General features: G+C 72.8%; 15 protein-coding genes. 5 read left to right on the top strand and 10 right to left on the bottom strand.

Features of this window, described 5'->3' with window-relative positions; genetic code table 11:
• Positions 1–125: 125 nt before the first annotated feature.
• A complete protein-coding gene (locus ACFSL2_RS05625; protein WP_377196904.1) occupies positions 126–3533 on the top strand; it encodes an error-prone DNA polymerase in 3408 nt (1135 codons plus the stop codon).
• A 4-nt stretch (positions 3534–3537) separates the two neighbouring features.
• Here the strand turns inward: ACFSL2_RS05625 and ACFSL2_RS05620 are convergent, their stop codons facing one another.
• The 3 genes from ACFSL2_RS05620 to ACFSL2_RS05610 all read right to left on the bottom strand — a co-directional run bounded on the left by ACFSL2_RS05620 (position 3538) and on the right by ACFSL2_RS05610 (position 6521).
• Positions 3538–3921 carry a hypothetical protein gene (locus ACFSL2_RS05620; protein ID WP_377196903.1) on the bottom strand — a complete coding sequence of 128 codons (384 nt, stop codon included), beginning with the start codon at positions 3919–3921 and terminating at the stop codon, positions 3538–3540.
• A gap of 26 nt (positions 3922–3947) precedes the next feature.
• A complete protein-coding gene (locus ACFSL2_RS05615; protein ID WP_377196902.1) occupies positions 3948–6023 on the bottom strand; it encodes a serine/threonine protein kinase in 2076 nt (691 codons plus the stop codon).
• A gap of 138 nt (positions 6024–6161) precedes the next feature.
• On the bottom strand, positions 6162–6521 hold the full coding sequence (locus tag ACFSL2_RS05610; RefSeq protein ID WP_377196901.1) for a MerR family transcriptional regulator: 360 nt from the start codon (positions 6519–6521) through the stop codon (positions 6162–6164).
• 52 nt (positions 6522–6573) lie between these two features.
• On the opposite strand from ACFSL2_RS05610, the gene ACFSL2_RS05605 reads away from it, so the two are divergent.
• Positions 6574–7581, top strand: a complete 1008-nt coding sequence (locus ACFSL2_RS05605) for an aldo/keto reductase (RefSeq protein ID WP_377196900.1) — start codon at positions 6574–6576, stop codon at positions 7579–7581.
• Positions 7582–7605: 24 nt separating this feature from the next.
• On the opposite strand, the gene ACFSL2_RS05600 is transcribed toward ACFSL2_RS05605, so the two are convergent.
• Positions 7606–8595: a phosphotransferase gene (locus ACFSL2_RS05600; protein WP_377196899.1), complete on the bottom strand. Its 990-nt coding sequence runs from the start codon at positions 8593–8595 to the stop codon at positions 7606–7608.
• Positions 8592–9056 (bottom strand): HtaA domain-containing protein, encoded by a 465-nt coding sequence (locus ACFSL2_RS05595; RefSeq protein WP_377196898.1) that lies wholly within the window; start codon positions 9054–9056, stop codon positions 8592–8594. Before ACFSL2_RS05595 ends, ACFSL2_RS05600 begins: the two co-directional genes overlap by 4 nt.
• A 176-nt stretch (positions 9057–9232) precedes the next feature.
• Here ACFSL2_RS05595 and ACFSL2_RS05590 point away from each other — a divergent pair, with 176 nt between their 5' ends.
• A complete protein-coding gene (locus tag ACFSL2_RS05590; RefSeq protein ID WP_377196897.1) occupies positions 9233–10324 on the top strand; it encodes a glycerophosphodiester phosphodiesterase family protein in 1092 nt (363 codons plus the stop codon).
• A 106-nt stretch (positions 10325–10430) separates the two neighbouring features.
• On the opposite strand, the gene ACFSL2_RS05585 is transcribed toward ACFSL2_RS05590, so the two are convergent.
• Both ACFSL2_RS05585 and ACFSL2_RS05580 read right to left on the bottom strand, forming a co-directional pair.
• Entirely contained in the window at positions 10431–10757 is a 327-nt protein-coding gene (locus tag ACFSL2_RS05585) for an ArsR/SmtB family transcription factor (protein ID WP_377196896.1), read from the bottom strand.
• A 4-nt stretch (positions 10758–10761) separates the two neighbouring features.
• Entirely contained in the window at positions 10762–11475 is a 714-nt protein-coding gene (locus tag ACFSL2_RS05580; RefSeq protein WP_377196895.1) for an SRPBCC family protein, read from the bottom strand.
• 126 nt (positions 11476–11601) lie between these two features.
• Between ACFSL2_RS05580 and ACFSL2_RS05575 the strand changes: the two genes are divergently transcribed.
• Positions 11602–12195: a GNAT family N-acetyltransferase gene (locus ACFSL2_RS05575; RefSeq protein WP_377196894.1), complete on the top strand. Its 594-nt coding sequence runs from the start codon at positions 11602–11604 to the stop codon at positions 12193–12195.
• 3 nt (positions 12196–12198) lie between these two features.
• Here the strand turns inward: ACFSL2_RS05575 and ACFSL2_RS05570 are convergent, their stop codons facing one another.
• Both ACFSL2_RS05570 and ACFSL2_RS05565 read right to left on the bottom strand, forming a co-directional pair.
• Positions 12199–12594, bottom strand: a complete 396-nt coding sequence (locus ACFSL2_RS05570; RefSeq protein WP_377196893.1) for a hypothetical protein — start codon at positions 12592–12594, stop codon at positions 12199–12201.
• Between the two features lie 44 nt (positions 12595–12638).
• Entirely contained in the window at positions 12639–13781 is a 1143-nt protein-coding gene (locus ACFSL2_RS05565; RefSeq protein WP_377196892.1) for a trans-sulfuration enzyme family protein, read from the bottom strand.
• Positions 13782–13839: 58 nt separating this feature from the next.
• On the opposite strand from ACFSL2_RS05565, the gene ACFSL2_RS05560 reads away from it, so the two are divergent.
• A complete protein-coding gene (locus tag ACFSL2_RS05560; protein WP_377196891.1) occupies positions 13840–14310 on the top strand; it encodes an Lrp/AsnC family transcriptional regulator in 471 nt (156 codons plus the stop codon).
• 15 nt (positions 14311–14325) lie between these two features.
• Here ACFSL2_RS05560 and ACFSL2_RS05555 read toward each other — a convergent pair whose 3' ends face one another.
• Entirely contained in the window at positions 14326–15276 is a 951-nt protein-coding gene (locus ACFSL2_RS05555; RefSeq protein WP_377196890.1) for an RIO1 family regulatory kinase/ATPase domain-containing protein, read from the bottom strand.
• Between the last annotated feature and the right edge of the window lie 223 nt (positions 15277–15499).

Below are 15499 nucleotides of genomic sequence, written 5' to 3'. Positions count from 1 at the left end.
GACATGTCGGGTGGTCGGCAGTCTGCTGAGCCCGGTCCCCGGGGTCGGCACTTTGCATCGAGATCGGCACAGCGCTGGACCGATCTCGATGCAGACTGCCGACGTCGCAGGAGAGTGCCGACCTCATGGCTGAGCACGCCAAGCCGCCCTACGCCGAGCTGCACGCGCACTCCGCGTTCAGCTTTCTCGACGGCGCCTCCCACCCCGAGGAGCTCGCGGCCGAGGGTGCACGCCTGGGGCTGAGGTCGCTCGCGATCACCGACCACGACGGGCTGTACGGGGTGGTGCGGTTCTCCCAGGCGGCGAAGAAGGTCGGGCTGAAGACCTCGTTCGGGGCGGAGCTGCACCTGCCGGTGGTCTCGACAGGCTCGACCGGTGGGAGCGGCGCGCCCGTGCTCGACCCGCCCACCGGGACCCCCGACCCGCGCGCCACGCACCTGCTCGTGCTCGCCCGGGGCCCGCAGGGGTACCGCAACCTGTCGAGCGTGATCGGTACCGCGCACCTCGACGCCGGGGTCAAGGGCGCCGCGAACTACACGCTGGAGGGCCTGGGCGAGGCGTCGGCCGGCGAGTGGCTGGTCCTCACGGGCTGCCGCAAGGGCGCCGTCCGCCAAGCCCTCCAACCTTCGTTGAGTGCGGGATATTTGCGCTCTCAAAACGTTTCGACAGCGCAAATACCCAGCACTCAACGGGGTGGGGAGAACCGGAGCGATCGGTTCGGGCGGGCGCGGCGGGAGATCGACCGGCTCGTCGACGCCTTCGGGCGGGAGAACGTCGCCGTCGAGATCACCGCCACCGGCGACCCGCGCGACGCCGACCTGCACGACGCGCTCGCCCTGCTGGCCGCCGACGCCCGCCTGCCGCTGGTCGCCACGACCGCCGCACACTACGCGCGCCCCCAGGACGCCGACCTGGCCGGGGCGCTCGCGGCGGTGCGGGCCCGGTCGAGCCTGGACGACCTGGACGGCTGGCTGCCCGGCGCGCCCACCGCCCACCTGCGCAGCGGGGCGGAGATGGCGCGCCTGCACCGCAGGCACCCGCAGGCCGTGCCGACGGCGGCCGCACTGGGCGCCGAGTGCGAGTTCGACCTGGACCTCATCGCGCCGAAGCTGCCGCCCTACCCCGTCCCGGACGGCCACGACGAGGCGTCCTGGCTGCGCGAGCTCGCGTACCGGGGCGCGACCGCGCGCTACGGACCTCGGGGGAGCAACAGGAAGGCGTGGGACCAGATCGACCACGAGCTGAAGGTCATCACCGGCCTGGAGTTCCCCGGGTACTTCCTGGTGGTCTACGACCTGGTGGAGTTCTGCCGCCGCAACGGGATCCTCGCGCAGGGGCGCGGCAGCGCCGCCAACTCGGCCGTCTGCTACGCCCTGGGCATCACCGCCGTGGACGCGGTGCGGCACGGCCTGCTGTTCGAGCGGTTCCTCGCGCCGGAGCGGGACGGCCCGCCGGACATCGACATCGACATCGAGTCGGTGCGGCGCGAGGAGGTGATCCAGTACGTCTACGAGAAGTTCGGCCGCACGCACGCGGCGCAGGTCGCGAACGTGATCTCCTACCGGCCGCGCTCGGCGGTGCGGGACGCCGCCCGCGCGCTCGGCTACGACATCGGGCAGCAGGACGCGTGGTCCAAGTCCATCGAACGCTGGGGGGCGCTGAAGCCCACGGCGACCCCGGCGCCGTCGCAGAACAAGACCGCCGCCAAGGACGCCCGCGTCACCGCGCTGTGGGGACCGGGGCCGGACACCGCCCCCGCCGACGACACGCACGACGTCGTGCCGTTCCACACCCCGCCGTCGGCCGCGCAGGAGGGGGAGATCCCCGACGACGTGCTCGACCTCGCCGACCGGATGCTCCGCCTGCCCCGGCACCTGGGCATCCACTCGGGCGGCATGGTGATGTGCGACCGGCCGGTGATCGAGGTCGTCCCGGTGGAATGGGCCCGCATGGAGGACCGCACGGTGCTGCAGTGGGACAAGGAGGACTGCGCGGACGCCCAGCTGGTCAAGTTCGACCTGCTGGGCCTGGGCATGCTGACCGCCATCCGGTACGCGTTCGAGTTCATCGAGGAGCACACCGGTCAGCGGCTCGAGCTGCACAGCCTGCCGGACGAGGACCCCGCCGTCTACGACCTGCTGTGCGCCGCCGACACCGTGGGCGTGTTCCAGGTGGAGTCGCGCGCCCAGATGGCGACCCTGCCACGCCTGCGGCCACGGACGTTCTACGACATCGTCGTGGAGGTCGCGCTCATCCGCCCGGGCCCCATCCAGGGCGGCTCCGTGCACCCCTACATCGAACGGGCGCGCGGACGCGAGCCCGTGACGTACCTGCACCCGCTGCTGGAGAATTCCCTGAGCCGCACCAAGGGCGTACCGCTGTTCCAGGAGCAGCTCATGCAGATGGCGATCGACGTCGCCGGGTTCACGCCCAAGGAGTCCGACGAGTTGCGGCGCGCCATGGGCTCCAAGCGGTCGCAGGAGCGCATGGAGGCGCTGCGCGAACGGCTCTACGCGGGGATGACCGAGAACAAGATCCCGCCCGGCGTGCAGGCGGAGATCTTCGAGAAGCTCAGAGCCTTCGCCGACTTCGGTTTCCCCGAGTCGCACGCCTACTCCTTCGCCTACCTCGTCTACGCGAGCTCGTGGCTCAAGGTGCACCACCCCGCCGCGTTCTACGCCGGGCTGCTCGCCGCACAGCCCATGGGGTTCTACTCGCCCCAGTCCCTGGTCGCCGACGCACGCCGGCACGGGGTACGCGTGCTCCGGCCCTCGGTGACACGGTCGCGGGTGCTCGCGTCGGTCGAGCGGGTCGACGAGCAGCTCGCGGTCCGCACGGGTCTGGAGTCCGTACGAGGCATCGGCAAGGAGAAGGCCGAGGAGGTCGTCGCGGCGCGGGGCTCGACAGGGTCGGCCACCGGCTTCCAGCACCTGCGGGACCTCGTGCGCCGCGTCGAGCTGTCGACGGCGCAGCTCGAGGCGCTCGCGACGGGCGGGGCGCTGGAGTCGCTCGGCATCGACCGGCGGGAGGGCCTGTGGGCGGCGGGTGCCCTCGGCCAGGAGGGGCCGACGACGCTGCCCGGCGTCAGCGTCGGCGTCGACGCCCCGATGCTGCCCGGGATGAGCGAGATCGAGCTGGCGCAGGCCGACGCGTGGGCCACCGGCGTCACGCCGGACTCGTACCCGACGCAGCACGTGCGACCAGGGCTGGAGGCGGCGGGCGTGCTGACCGTCGCACAGGCGCTGACGACCGAGCCGGGGCGCCGGATCGCCGTCGGCGGGGTGGTGACGCACCGGCAGCGGCCGGGCACCGCCGGGGGAGTGACCTTCCTGTCCCTGGAGGACGAGACGGGGCTGCTCAACGTGATCTGCACCGTCGGGCTGTGGCAGCGGTTCCGCCAGGTGGCGAGGTCGGCACAGGCCATGGTGGTGCGCGGCCGGATCGAGGCGGCCGACGGCGCGGTGAACCTCCTGGCGGAGCATCTGGCGACGCTGTCGCTGACGGTCCCGGCGCAGTCGCGGGACTTCCGGTAGGTGCTCAGTCCCGGTTGCGCACCAGGGCGCGCGTGATCGCCGTGACGATCGCGCCGCCCACGAGCGTGCCGACCAGGACGAGCACCGCCCCGACCGCCCAGAGCCCGGAGTCGTCGGTCGACGAGGCCTGGATCGTCCAGGCCGCGGTGAAGGGCAGGCTGACCCCGGTCACCGCGAGCCACGCCGGGAGCAGCAGGGCGCCGATCACCACCAGCCCGACGAGCACGACGACGCAGGCGATCACCTGGTCTGCCTCGTAGGGTCCGGTGACGGCTCCGGTAGCGGGGTCGACCTCACGGGTCGTGTCCCGGCCGAGGGTCCACCAGGTGGCCGTCGTGAGCGCGACGATGATGAACGTGACGAGAGCGGTGAAGGACTTGTTGCGCATGATGGCCCCAATTGTGCCCTTCCGCGTCAGCCCAGGTAGAGCCGACCCGTGTCGAACGCCCACAGCGCCGCCGAGCCCGCGCCCACGAGCACCGCCGCGATCACGTAGAACCAGATCCGCATGCGGTACCCGGCGACACGCAGGAGCACGGCCGTCCCGAACGCGGCGACCGCGAGGGCCGGCGCGGCGAGGAACGGGTTGCCCGCCTGGGAGTCCTGCACCACCAGGACGTACCCGGCGCACAGGAGCAGCAGCCGCGGAACCCAGCGCAGCAGGGCGCCGAACAGGCGCAGCGGCCAGGGCTTCTTGCGCGGCGCAGCGGGCGTGGCGGCGGGAGGAGTGGGCTGCGTGCCGGGCCGGGCGCCGTGCTGTACACCGGGCTGCACGGCGGCCGGCTGCACGGAGGCCGGCTGGACGGTGGCCGGCTGGACGGTGGGCGCCTGCACGGCCGGCATCGGGCGGGTGGCGTGCGCGGACGGCGCCGGACCCGCCTGCTGGGGGGCCGGGCCGAGGTGCTTGACCGGGCTCTTGCGCGGCTCGAACGACTGCGGCGCCGGGGTCAGCTTGCGGACGACCTGGGTCGCCGCGGCGGACAGGGGTGCGACCGGCGCGGGCAGGACCGACGGCGGCACGGAGCCCGGCCGGCTGCTCACCGAGGACCGGTCACGCGCCGGAGCAAGCTCGGGGCTGCGGAAAGCGCGCCAGCCGCGCAGCGTGTCCGCGTGGCCGTCCGGGGGAGACGCGACGCGCCAGCGCATCGCCTGCCAGATCCAGTCCTTGATCTCCGCCGGGGTGCGGCCGTCGGCGACGTGCGCTCCGATCTCCGCGACATGGTCGGCCACGACCTGCTCGGCGGCCCCGTCGAAGCCGTCGGCGTGCACCTCGGCCAGGACGCTCATGAGCGCGCGGTCGTACACGAGCGCGTGCCACGGCTCGGGGGTGCGCGTGCTGGGCGTGGCCTCGTCCGACGGGTCGACGCTCGGCGGGAACAGCTTGGTGTGACCGCGGCCGGGCAGCACGTCCGTCACCGGGAGCGCGGCCACCTCCGCGGCCGTCACCCCGTCACTGAGGAGCTGCGAGGTGAGCATCAGGGTCGGGTCCGGCGTGGTGCTCGCGAGGCGGGCACGCACCACGCTCGCGATGTTCTCCAGCGGCGGGCGGTGGTTCGGCTGGTAGCGCGTCATGGCAAGGACCAGCGACTCGAGATGCCGGTCGATCGCCGGCGGCTCGGGCGGTGCCTCGTCGCCGACCGCTCGTCCGGCCGGCAGCTCGTCCACGAGGTCGGCGGCCGTCAGGTCCCGGCCCAGGAAGTTCAGGTCCAGCGGCAGCGTCCCCGTGCTCGCGTACACGAGCAGCAGCCCCAGGCTGTACACGTCCGACCGCGGGTGCACCCGGCGCCCGAACAGCTCCGGCGCCATGTACGAGACGGTCCCGGCCGGCTGCGTCGACGTCGCGGCGTCGAAGACCTTGGCGATGCCCAGGTCGATGAGCACCGCACGGTCGCCGTCGACCATGATGTTCGCCGGCTTGAGGTCACGGTGCAGGCAGCGCTCCTCCTGCAGCACGAGCAGAGCGTCGACCAGCTGCTGCGCCAGGCGCAGCGCCTCGGGCCCCGACAGCGGCCCCTCCTCACGTACGCGGTCCCGCAGCGTGGTGCCGGGCACGAGCTCCATCGCGAACCACGGCTGGTCCGCGTCCAGGCCCGCCTCCACGAAGCGCGGGAACCCGCGGCCGTCCAGACGTTCGAGGAGGTCCGCCTCCTGCGCGAAGCGTTCGCGCGCGTCCTCGGGCAGCCCGGTCAGAACTTTGAGAGCGACCTCGGCACCGTCGTCGTCCAGCGCTCGGTAGACGTGCGCGAAACCGCCGTGACCCAGCGACTCCGCGAGGGTGAACCGGCCCAGGCGCTCGCCGCTGGCGGGGATGCGCCGGACCCGGCGGACGGGGAGGGGGGCGGCGGGGGGAGCCGGCTCCGCCTCGGGCTCGGGAGCGGGCGCTGGGGCTGGGGCCGCCGCGGCTGCGGGCTCGGGATCAGGTAACGGGACCGGACCGGGGCCGACGGCCGCAGGCGCGACCTCGCCGACGCCTGGCGCTGGTGACGTCATACCGGCAACCTACCAGCGGGGTCGCGCCGGTCCCAGAAAAGTCCCAGGTCATGAGCGGGGCCGGCCAACCTTCAACCCGAACTTGAACCTCAACCTCGACCTGAACTTGAACCCTGGCGCTGAACGTGAACCCCGGGGTCACACCCCCTGCTCCCGGTACCACGCGATCTTCTCCCGCAACCGCTCCTGCTGGCGGCGCAGCGCGTCGATCGACTCCTGCACCCGCCGGTCGTGCTCCTCGAGCAGCGCGACCCGTGCGGCCAGCGTCGCCTCGTCGAGCGACAGCTCCGCGTACAGCTTGAGGTCGGCGATCGGCATGCCGGTGTCGCGCAGACAGTGCACCAGGTCGAGCCAGCCCAGGTCGTCCTCGGTGTAGGCGCGGTGTCCGCCGGACGTCCGCGCGATGGGTTGCAGGATGCCCTCGCGCTCGTAGTACCGCAGGGTGTCGATGCTGAAGCCGGAGACCTCGGCGGCCTGCGCGGGCGAATAGGTGGTCATGTTCTGATCTTGCCCTTGACCTGGAGCGCGCTCCAGGGTTTTCGCTCATCTCATGACCACATCGCAGACCACCCAGACCACCACCCAGCCCGCCGCCACCCACGACACCCCACCTGCCGAACGCCTCGTGCTCGGCGCCATGATGTTCGGCACCGCGGTGGACGAGGCCACGTCGTTCTCCGTCCTCGACCGGTTCGTCGACGCCGGGGGCCGGTGGATCGACACCGCCGACTGCTACGCCTTCTGGGCGAGCGAGTCCGGCTACGGGGGACAGAGCGAGGAGGTGCTCGGCCGCTGGTTCGCCGCCCGGCCCGGCGTCCGCGACCGCATCCTGCTCGCCACCAAGTTCGGGGCCGAACCGCGCGACGCCGGTAGCTGGCCCGCCTCTCGCACCGGCCTGTCCGCCGAGGCCATCACGACCCAGATCACGGGCAGTCTGCGCCGCCTCGGCACCGATCACGTGGACCTCGCGTGGGGGCACATGGAGGACCGCTCGGTCCCGGTCGAGGAGACCGCCGACACCTGCGCAGCCCTGGTGTCCGACGGCGTCGCGGGCCGCATCGGCCTGTCCAACCACCCCGCGTGGCGGGTCGAGCGCGCACGCCGGCACGCCGTCGCGCAGGGCAAGGAGCCGTTCAGCGTGGTGCAGCACCACTACAGCTACCTCCAGCCCCGGCCGGGCACGCTGACAGGGGACCACCGGTTCGGCTGGCTCGACGACGAGCTGGTCGACCTGGCCGCCGTCGAAGGGCTGGAGACCTGGGCCTACACGCCGCTGCTGGCCGGGGCGTACGACAACCCGGCCAAGCCGATCCCCGAGATCTTCGACCACCCGGGCAGCACCCAGCGGCTGGCCGCGCTGGACGACGTAGCGGCCCAGGTCGGCGCGGCGCGCGGCCAGGTGGTGCTCGCCTGGCTCGCGGCCCGCGGGATCCGGCCGATGCTCGGCGGCAGCAAGGTGCACCAGCTCGACGCCGCCGTCGAGGCCATGGGGCTGGAGCTCCCGGCCGAGCTCCTGGAGCTGATGAACGGGGTGGACGTCACCCCGCCGTCGGCCTGAGCACGGGCACGAGACGCCGTGGAGCTACACGGCTGACGCCCATCCGGCCGGGTCGTGCTCGCCGGGGATGGCGCGGAGGCCCTGCCACACCACGAGGATCTCGAACCACCGCGCCTCGGCGGTGCTGAACGGCCGCACCGACTCGTACCCGACGCGCAGGGCCTGCCGTACGGCGTCCGACGTCGGTCGCCAGGCGGTGAACCGCGTGCCGAGGTAGACGCTGGCCTTGGCCAGGTCGTGCACCCGGTGCTCCACCCGCGCCTCGTCGAGGTCGAGCACGCCGACAACCTTCGAGTTCCGCGTCAGGATGTTGGCGGCCCGGAAGTCGTTGTGCACCAGCTGTGGCACGTCGTCGAGCTCCGGGGCCTCGGACAGCAGGCCCCGGAGCCGACGCGACGCCTCCGGCGCCAGCCGATGGTCCCCGTTCGTGAGCCAGTCATCGATCGTCCGTGCGAGCTCGGCGGCTCCCTGCACCGGCTCCGCTGCCGAGGTGCGCGTGTCCGCCCCCAGCGCCCGGTGCAGCTCCGCCAGGGCTGCTCCCGCAGACAGCACCGCCGCGCGGTCCGTCACGTCCAGCCACTCTCCCGACAGCTCCGGCAGCACCGTGACCGACAGCTCGCCCGAGGGGCCGTCCAGGACGACGCGGTCGAGCCCGTCCGACGTCGCGAGGGGTGCCGCCACCGGGATGCCCCGGCCGGCGAGCGAGCGCAGCAGCCGGGTCGAGGCGTCGAGGCTGGAGAAGCGCTGGCGGGCCCGCGACCACTTCACCACCAGGTCGCCTCGGTCGCTCTGCGCCCAGAAGATCGCGTTCTGGTCGCTGATCACCATGCGTGGGCACGCGGTGACGGTGATGGCCCAGGTCGCGTCCAGCGCCTTCGTGACCCAGCCGCAGACGGCGGCGAAGTCGTCGAACCCGAACCGTTCCTTGAGCGCGGCCTCCGGCTCCACCGATTCCCACAGCATGGACAGTCCGAGCGGCAGCATCCCCGAACCGTAGCGCGGCAGGCCGGTCATGACAGGTCGATCGTCACCGGCTCAAACGGTGTGCCCACCGGATAGTTGCCGCCCCAGAGCTTCGCGCCGTCGTCCGTGAGCTCGACCTGCTGCCAGGTGAGGCGCGCGCCGTCGTCGGACCGGAGCGGTGCCCCGGCCAGGCGGAACGCCGTGGTGCGCAGGTCCGCGTCGCGGTCCCGGATGGACATGGTCCAGTCGGGGCCACCGTCGGCGGGGGCGTCGACCTCGATGTCGGCGATCTCGCCGACGAACGAGCCGAAGTGGCCGATGAAGACGACCGAACCCGTGAAGGCGAACCGGGTCGAGTCGGCCGACACGTCCGGACTGCGCTCCGGGTCGAGCGGGAAGTGGAACGCCGCCCCGGTGCCGCCTACCGCGTCGTCCTGCACGATGCGGCCGCCCGGCGCCCCCATCACGTACAGCAGCAGACTTGCCTTGATCTCCCAGTCCAGATGAGCCACCCGAGAACCGTACTCCCGCGCGGCGATTCGTGACGCTTTGCGCCCTCGACCACGACGAGAGCGGCGTCCGGGATCGCACCGCGTTCACGCGCGCGTCGCCCGGGCGACAGCGCAGGGCCATGTCTCGGCCGTGGGACGCGACCAGGGTCAGACCCATGCCACTGAGGAGAACACTGTTGAGGACCACGACCCCGCGGGCCACCCGGCAACGCAGCACCATCGCCGCACTCGCCGCGACCCTCGTGGGCACCCTGGCCCTGGGCGCCGCACCGGCGTCCGCCCTGCCCGAGGGGCACCACCGGTCCTTCGACCTCCAGGCCCACCGCGGCGGCGTCGCGCTCACCGTCGAGAACACGCTCCCGGCCTTCGACAACGCTCTGGCGCTCGGGGTCAGCACGCTCGAGCTCGACGTGCAGATCACGCAGGACGGGTACGCCGTGGTGACCCACGACCGCGACCCTAACCCGGCCAAGTGCGTCGACACGGACCCCGCGTTCCCGGGCGACCCGGAGTTCCCGTACGTGCCCGACCGGACGTACATCAAGGACCTCACGCTCGCGCAGGTGCGCACCATCGACTGCGGCTCGCTGCGGCAGCCGCAGTTCCCCGGCCAGGAGCTGCACCCCGGCGAGCGCATGCCGCTGCTGTCCGAGGTGCTGGACCTCGTAGGCCGGCACCGGGCACGCCAGGTGACCCTCAACATCGAGACGAAGGTCGAGGCCGGCGCCCCCGAGCAGACGGCGCCGCGGGAGCAGTTCGTGCAGGCTGTCGTCCGCGAGGTCCGCGCGGCGCACCTCGTGGACCAGGTCACCATCCAGAGCTTCGACTGGGGCTCGCTGATGCGGATGAGCGAGGTGGAGCCGCGATTCCCGCTCGTGGCGCTGACGAACGGCCAGCAGTTCCTCCAGGTCGGGGCGGAGGGCGCGTCGCCGTGGCTCGGCGGGCTCGACATCGACGACTTCCCCGGCACGATCCAGGAGAAGTTCGTCGCCGCCTCGGCGTCGTTCGGGGCGGACGCCGTCTCGCCCGTGCACGGCGACCCCCAGGGCGGAGGCGTCGAGGATCCGGGCTACGTCCCCTTCACCACGCCGGAGCTCGTCGACGCCGCGCACGACGCCGGGATGGCCGTGATCCCGTGGACCATCGACGACCGCGCCACCATCGAGTCGCTGATGGACCTCGGCGTGGACGGCCTCATCACCGATCGCCCGGACCTCCTCCGCGAGATCATGGCGGAGCGCCACCTGAAGCTGCCGAAGCGCTACTGAGCCGGCCGGGCGGCCGGCCGGCGTACGGCTGGTCGGCAGAATGTCAGGAGGTCGGTACCTCGGGTTGCCGACCTCCTGACGTTCTACCGACCACACGCGGCGAGGTTCAGCCCGCCGCCTCGTCTCGGGGCTCCGTCCTGCGGCGTTCCCGGCGGCCGCGGGCGAGCTCCGTCGCCAGGGCGTCGAGCGGCTGGGCGAACGTGTCCTCGAAGCGGGCGAGCCATGCCCGGGCGGCGGCCGTCCCCGCGTCGTCCACGGCGTAGAGCCGGCGCGTGCCCTCGGCGCGCACCCGCACCAGCTCCGCCTCGCGCAGGACCCTGAGGTGCTGCGAGACTGCCGGCTGGGTGATGGGCACGCGCGCCTGCAGGGCGGTGACCAGGGCGCCGGCCGGCTGCTCGCCCGGGATCAGGAGCTCCAGCAGCCGACGCCGCACGGGGTCACCGAGCGCCTCGAACACGCCGGCCCGCGCGGAGTCGGGGGCACCGTGGCTCTCGGCCGGGCCGGCACTCACGACTCCGGCGGCACGGTGTAGAAGGCCAGGGTGCGGTCACCGGCGGCGCGGGCTTGGGCGGCGTCCTCCCCGGAGGCGATGGCGGCATCGGCCCAGCCGGTGCTCGCCAGCCGGACGAACTCGACCCCGACGGGGAGAGGGTCCACTGCTCGAACTCGGTGGCGTCGTTGTCGGATCCGGTGGCGAGGTGCAGGCCCAGCCCGACGAGGGCGAGGTCCCAGCCGACGCCGACGGCGCCCGGCCCGTACTGTGCCGCGAAGTCCGGGTCGACGGGAGACTCGTGCACCAGCTCGAGCGTGGTGCCGCCGTCGGCGGGCGTGAGGGAGACCGTGAGCCAGGAGACGGTGTCGCCGAACTCCCAGGTGACCGCGAAGTCGTCGGGCGCGGCGCAGCGCTCGACGACGCCGCCCGCGTTGCCCTCGAGCTGATACCGCCCGCCGACCGTCAGGTCACCGCTGACCGGCAGGAACCAGCGGGGGAGGCGGTCGGCGGAGGTGAGCGCGTCCCAGAGGTCGGCGCGCTCGGCGGCATAGGTGCGCCGCGCGACGGCGACCTTGGTGGGAACGCCGTCCCGGCTGCCGTCCCGGACCTCGCGGGTCACGAGTCCGGCGGTGGTGGCAGGGTCGATGGTGAGAGGCATGCTGTCTCCTTCAATAAGTGTCTACTTATATTAGGCCATGTCGCGTGGCGGGAAGCAAGCGGCGTAAAAAGTGTGCCAAGCGGCCGCCGCCGCACGAGTGTCAGTGAGGCGCAGTACGGTCCCAACATGGCCCAGATCGCCGTGCTCCCCGCGACCGCCGACCGGTTCGGCGACATCGCCCGCGTGCTCAACCCGAACGGCCGCGAGCAGGCGTGCTGGTGCATGCACTGGCGCGCGCCCGCCAAGGAGGAGGCCACGACGCGCGCCGCCCGCCTGTGCGAGCTGACGCAGCAGGAGCCGGCGCCGGGGATGCTCGCCTACCTCGGGGCGGAGCCCGAGGTGGCGGGCTGGCTCGGCTTCTCCCGCCGGTCGGACGTCAGGTCGCTGCAGCGGTCCCGCGTGCTGCCGGTCGGGGAACCGGAGACCTGGTCCACCACGTGGGTGTTCATGTGCGTGACCGTGCGGGTCGGCTTCCGCCGGCAGGGCGTCGCCCAGGCGTTGCTCGAGGCCGGGGCCGACTATGCCACGGACCACGGCGCGACGCGGCTCGAGGCCTTCCCCGTCGAGCCGGAGCCCGGCCGCCGGGTGCCCGTCAGTGCCGCGTTCGTCGGCACCGTCGGCATGTTCGAGCGCGCCGGGTTCGACCAGGTGGCGCCCACCGCCGCCACCAGCGGCCGCCTGACCCGCTGGCACATGCAACGCGAGGTCGCGCCGGCCTGAGGGCTACTCCTCGACCGGGACGACCACGCACAGCTCGAACGTGTCCCGGCCGCGCCGGAGCAGGTAGCGTACGCGTTCCGCGGTCTCCTCCGACGCGTTCTCGTCCTTGTAGCTCCAGCGCACGTCGACCCACAGCAGGGCGTCGCCGACCTGCTCGACGGCGCGCACGTCGGGCACGGCCGCGACCAGCCCCTGCTCCCGGTAGGCGGTCAGCATGGAGCCGAGGGCGTCGCGCGCCGCCTCGGCGTCGGGCACCACGAGGGACCGTTCCGCCTCCACCACCACCGAGGGGTAGGCGAGTGCATCCGTCACGGTCTCCAGGTCACCCGAGCCGAGCGCGACGCCGTAGCCGACGAGGAACGTGAGCAGGTCGTCCTGGTCGTACGGGGTAGCGGTCATCCCCTCACGTTAGGTGGACGGGCGGACCCCCACCACGCCAGCACTCAACGAACGGCCTGGGCGAGGGCCTGGGTCAGGTCCGTCCAGAGGTCCTCCACGTCCTCGAGGCCCACCGACAGGCGCACCAGGTCCGGCGAGATGCCCGCGTCCTTGCGCGCGACCTCGTCCATGATCCGGTGGGTCAGCGACGCCGGGTGCTGGATGAGGCTGTCCACGCTGCCCAGGCTGACCGCCGGCGTGATCAGCCCTACGGCCGAGACCAGGGCGATCGGGTCGGCGGACGTCTCGAACGAGACCATCGCGCCGCCCAGGCGGGGGTAGTACACCTGGGTGACGCGGGGGTGCTCGGCCAGGCGGCGCGCGAGCTCGGCCGCCGTGGCCGACGCCGCCCGGACCCGCACCGGGAGCGTCGCCAGCCCCCGGAGGAGCTCGTAGCCCGCGATCGGGTGCAGCATGCCGCCGGTCACGAACCGGATCTGCCGGAGCGAACGGGCGAACTCCTCGTCACAGGCGATGACACCGCCCATCACGTCGCCGTGCCCGCCCAGGTACTTCGTGGCGCTGTGCAGCACCATGGTCGCGCCGAGGGCCAGCGGACGCTGCAGCACGGGCGTCGCGAACGTGTTGTCCACCAGGACGGGGACGGGTGCGCACGCATCGGTCAGCGCACGCAGGTCCACCTCGGTCAGGGTGGGGTTCGCGGGGCTCTCGACGACCACCAGGCCGGTCCTCCCGGTGATGGCGGACGCCGCCTCCTCGGGCGCCACCCACCTCACCGAGTTGCCGAGCAGGCCGGAGTCGAGCAGGTGGTCCGTGGTGCCGTAGAGCGGCCGGACGCCGATGATCTCCGGCCGTCCCGCTGCGACCTGGGCGAGCAGGCAGGCCGACAGGGCGGCCATGCCGCTGGCGAACGCGACGGCGGCCTCGGCGCCCTCGAGCTCGGCGAGCGCGTTCTCGAAACGGCGCACCGTCGGGTTGGTGACGCGGCCGTAGACGGGCGGCCCGCCGTCGTCGTTCCCGGCGGCGAAGTCGTCCAGCCGCGCGGCCTCGGCGACGACGTCGTGCGACGGGTAGGTGGTGGACAGGTCGATCGGCGGGGCGTGGAGCCCGAGGGCGGCAAGATCGTCCTTGCCGGCGTGCACGGCGCGGGTGTTCCAGGAGTGCGCGCTCCCTGAATGCGTGGTCATGGGGGACTATCGGCACTCGTCACAGGGAAACGGGTCGAACATGCTAGAAATTCTGATCATGGCCCAGAACGTGATCCTCGATTCGGTCGACCGCGCGCTCATCGACGAGCTGCAGAAGGACGGTCGGCTCTCCAACAAGGTGCTCGCCCAGCGGGTCGGCGTCGCGCCGTCGACCTGCCTGGCCCGCACCCAGCGGCTGCAGAACGCCGGGGTGATCCGCGGGTACCACGCCGAGATCGACCCGGCCGCCGTCGGACGCGGCCTGCAGGCGATGCTGATGGTGCGCCTCACCACGCACTCCCGCCCGCTGCTGGGCCCGTTCGTCGAATGGGTGCGGCGGCTCCCGCAGACGCGAGCGGTGCACCACGTGTCCGGCCCGGACGACTTCCTGATCCACGTGGCCTGTGCCGACACCGACGAGCTGCAGCGCCTGGTGCTCGACCTGACGGCCCGCGGTGAGGTGGGGCGCGTGCAGACCGACCTGGTGTTCTCCTCCTGGACGTGCGGCCCGGTCACCCCGCCGGGGTGACCGGGCCGGTGACCCTCAGAGGGCCTGCGCCAGCAGGTCGGCGAACAGCGCGTCCGCGTCGGCGTCCAGGCCCCGCGCGGCGAACCAGGCGCACACCGTGCGGCAGTCGCGCAGCAGCACGTCGCTCGCGAACGGGTTGGACACCAGGTCCACGACCTGCGGTAGGTCGATGATGACCAGCCGCTCGCCGTCGGCCAGGATGTTGTACGGCGACAGGTCGCCGTGCGCGAAGCCGAGCCGGGCCAGCACGGCCATGCCGTGCGTCAGCTGCTCCCAGTACGACTCGAGCAGGTCGTCCGAGGGTCGCTCCCGGGTGAGCCGTGGCGCGGCGACGGCCTGCGTGCGGCCCGCCTCGTCGGTCACCTCGGTGCCCACGAACTCCATGAGCACCTCGGTGCCGTCGATCTGCACCGGGTAGGGCACGGGGGCGCCCGCCGACCACAGGTCGCGCAGGGCGACGAACTCGGCGTCGGCCCACTGCGTGGCCGAGACCGCGCGGCCCCATGCGGACTTCCGGTCCTCCATGGCGCGCTGGTCGCGCGTACGGCGGACCCGACGGCCCTCGGTGTACTCGGTGCCGCGGTGGAACTGTCCGTGCTCCAGGCTGCGGTACCGCTTGGCCACCAGGAGGCAGCGCTCCGCCGTGGCACCGGCCGGCCCGGCGCCGGGCGGGACGGCGCGCTCGATCAGGAAGGCGTCCGCCTCCTTGCCGGTCTTGAGGATGCCGAGCTCGGTGTCGAACGCGGCGTCCAGGGTGACCAGCCAGTCGGGGTGGGGGTCGGGGCCGCGCTGTCCCTTGGCGACGGACCGCCAGGTGGACCAGCGCTGGCCGGGGCCGGGCTGGGTGGGATCGGGGACCGGGTCGGCCTCGAGCGTGCTCGGGTGCGGTCCTTCCAGGTCCTCGTGGCCGCCGGTGTTCACGGCGCGGACGAGGGCGCGCTTGGGTGCTGCGGGAAAACGGGGCAAGACGGTGCTCCTTGATGCTGGAGCACGACCGGGTCAGTGCCGGGTGCTCCTGGTGACAGTGGCGTCTGCTGCCGCGAGGGCAGCTGCGCGAACGACGTCGTCCATGACTGCCTCCTTCCTGTCCGCACTCTCCGAGTGCCGGGTCCCGGACGCACCGTCCGGGGTCTGCTGTTGGCCGGTCATCGAGCGCCTCGAGAGCAGGCTCGGTGACCGTGCGACGAGC

Source organism: Promicromonospora aerolata (assembly GCF_042682255.1).
GTDB lineage: Bacteria > Actinomycetota > Actinomycetes > Actinomycetales > Cellulomonadaceae > Promicromonospora > Promicromonospora aerolata.
The sequence above is the reverse complement of the archived record's forward strand: the minus strand, read 5'-3'. Positions and strand labels throughout refer to the sequence as shown.

Excerpts from the sequence above, each read along its gene's own strand:
- ACFSL2_RS05625 (WP_377196904.1), top strand. The coding sequence starts at position 126 with ATGGCTGAGCACGCCAAGCCGCCCTACGCCGAGCTGCACGCGCACTCC.
- ACFSL2_RS05620 (WP_377196903.1), bottom strand. The coding sequence starts at position 3,921 with ATGCGCAACAAGTCCTTCACCGCTCTCGTCACGTTCATCATCGTCGCG.
- ACFSL2_RS05615 (WP_377196902.1), bottom strand. The coding sequence starts at position 6,023 with ATGACGTCACCAGCGCCAGGCGTCGGCGAGGTCGCGCCTGCGGCCGTC.
- ACFSL2_RS05610 (WP_377196901.1), bottom strand. The coding sequence starts at position 6,521 with ATGACCACCTATTCGCCCGCGCAGGCCGCCGAGGTCTCCGGCTTCAGC.
- ACFSL2_RS05605 (WP_377196900.1), top strand. The coding sequence starts at position 6,574 with ATGACCACATCGCAGACCACCCAGACCACCACCCAGCCCGCCGCCACC.
- ACFSL2_RS05600 (WP_377196899.1), bottom strand. The coding sequence starts at position 8,595 with ATGACCGGCCTGCCGCGCTACGGTTCGGGGATGCTGCCGCTCGGACTG.
- ACFSL2_RS05580 (WP_377196895.1), bottom strand. The coding sequence starts at position 11,475 with ATGCCTCTCACCATCGACCCTGCCACCACCGCCGGACTCGTGACCCGC.
- ACFSL2_RS05575 (WP_377196894.1), top strand. The coding sequence starts at position 11,602 with ATGGCCCAGATCGCCGTGCTCCCCGCGACCGCCGACCGGTTCGGCGAC.
- ACFSL2_RS05570 (WP_377196893.1), bottom strand. The coding sequence starts at position 12,594 with ATGACCGCTACCCCGTACGACCAGGACGACCTGCTCACGTTCCTCGTC.
- ACFSL2_RS05565 (WP_377196892.1), bottom strand. The coding sequence starts at position 13,781 with ATGACCACGCATTCAGGGAGCGCGCACTCCTGGAACACCCGCGCCGTG.
- ACFSL2_RS05560 (WP_377196891.1), top strand. The coding sequence starts at position 13,840 with ATGGCCCAGAACGTGATCCTCGATTCGGTCGACCGCGCGCTCATCGAC.